The organism is Halomonas litopenaei (genome assembly GCF_003045775.1).
Classification (GTDB): domain Bacteria; phylum Pseudomonadota; class Gammaproteobacteria; order Pseudomonadales; family Halomonadaceae; genus Halomonas; species Halomonas litopenaei.
In genome coordinates, this window is the sequence record NZ_PXNS01000033.1 from 1 (window position 1) to 2,025 (window position 2,025).

Annotated in this window: 1 protein-coding gene; it reads right to left on the reverse strand. The window is 65.9% G+C overall.

The features are described from left to right. A partial coding sequence (locus C6W88_RS21760; protein ID WP_197037171.1) for a beta strand repeat-containing protein occupies positions 1-2,025 on the reverse strand: 2,025 nt, incomplete at both ends.

Consider the following 2,025-nt stretch of genomic DNA (forward strand, 5'->3'; position numbering starts at 1 on the left):
ATCCTGCAGGGAAACGGACGCATTGCTGCTGGCCGGGTCGCTGCCGGTGACCGAAACGCTCGGGCCGGTCCCGTCGGTTATGGTGACGCTGTGGCTATCGGTGGCGGTGTCGCCATCGCTATCTTCGGTGGCGATGGTGAAGCCGATCGACGGAGTGCCGGTGCTGTTCTGTACCTGGTTGGCGTTGGCGTCAAAGGTCCAGGTGCCGTCGCGACCGACGGTCAGGGTGCCTTGGTCAGTGGTAAAGCTGACCGTTGCATCACTGGCATCACCCAGCGGCTTGGTCTCGCCCGCCACCGTTACGCTGACGGTCGCCCCATCGGCACCGGCGTCGGTGGTCCAGGTGCCGTTGGCACTCTGGCCTTCGACCACAGTTTCGGCGGTATCGGCGATCTCGAGGGTCGGCTGATCATCCGCCACGCTCACACCCACGGTTGCCGTCGTGCTGGTACCGTCAGTGTCGGTGCCGACCACACTGATGCCCGTGATCGACAGGCTATCGGCGTCGACCGCGTGGGCCAGGCTCTCGGCCAGGGTCGCGGTCACGGTGACTACCTGCTGAGTGCCGGCAGTGATCGGATTATTCGCGTCAACCGCCGGACTCAGCGTCAGGGTCAGGACGGCGTCACCGCCGGCCTCTGTCCGCCCTTCCAGCTCTCCGGCGTTGTTGACGCTCCAGACCAGCTCGCCATTCAGGCCGTCGACACTGATGTCGGCGGTGTCACCAAAGGCGCTCGAGGTGATGGCGTCGCTGCCGGCGGTAAAGGTCAGACTGGCAACGTCGGTGTCCGAGGCGGTGCCTTCGGTGTCGGCATCCTGCAGGGAAACGGACGCATTGCTGCTGGCCGGGTCGCTGCCGGTGACCGAAACGCTCGGGCCGCTACCGTCGGTAATGGTGACGCTGTGGCTGTCGGTGGCGGTGTCGCCATCGCTGTCGACGGTGGCGATGGTGAAGTCGATCGACGGGCTGTTGCCCTGGTCGAGGTTGTCCTTGGCCTCGAAGGTCCAAGAGCCGTCGCGACCGACGGTCAGGGTGCCTTCATCAAGATCGAAGGTCACGGTATCGGTAGCACCGTCGCCCAGCACCTTGTCGACGCCACCGGCGGTTACGGTCACCGTGGCGCCATCAGCACCGGCGTCGGTGGTCCAGGTCCCGTTGGCACTCTGGCCCTCGACCACGGTCTCGGCGGTATCGGCGATCTCGAGGGTCGGCTGATCGTCAGCCACGCTCACACCCACGGTTGCCGTCGTGCTGGTACCGTCGGTGTCGGTGCCGACCACACTGATGCCCGTGATCGACAGGCTATCGGCGTCGACCGCGTGGGCCAGGCTCTCGGCCAGGGTCGCGGTCACGGTGACTACCTGCTGAGTGCCGGCAGTGATCGGATTATTCGCGTCAACCGCCGGACTCAGCGTCAGGGTCAGGACGGCGTCACCGCCGGCCTCTGTCCGCCCTTCCAGCTCTCCGGCGTTGTTGACGCTCCAGACCAGCTCGCCATTCAGGCCGTCGACACTGATGTCGGCGGTGTCACCAAAGGCGATCGAGGTGATGGCGTCGCTGCCGGCGGTAAAGGTCAGACTGGCAACGTCGGTGTCCGAGGCGGTGCCTTCGGTGTCGGCATCCTGCAGGGAAACGGACGCATTGCTGCTGGCCGGGTCGCTGCCGGTGACCGAAACGCTCGGGCCGCTACCGTCGGTAATGGTGACGCTGTGGCTGTCGGTGGCGGTGTCGCCATCGCTGTCGACGGTGGCGATGGTGAAGTCGATCGACGGGCTGTTGCCCTGGTCGAGGTTGTCCTTGGCCTCGAAGGTCCAAGAGCCGTCGCGACCGACGGTCAGGGTGCCTTCATCAAGATCGAAGGTCACGGTATCGGTAGCACCGTCGCCCAGCACCTTGTCGACGCCACCGGCGGTTACGGTCACCGTGGCGCCATCAGCACCGGCGTCGGTGGTCCAGGTCCCGTTGGCACTCTGGCCCTCGACCACGGTCTCGGCGGTATCGGCGATCTCGAGGGTCGGCTGATC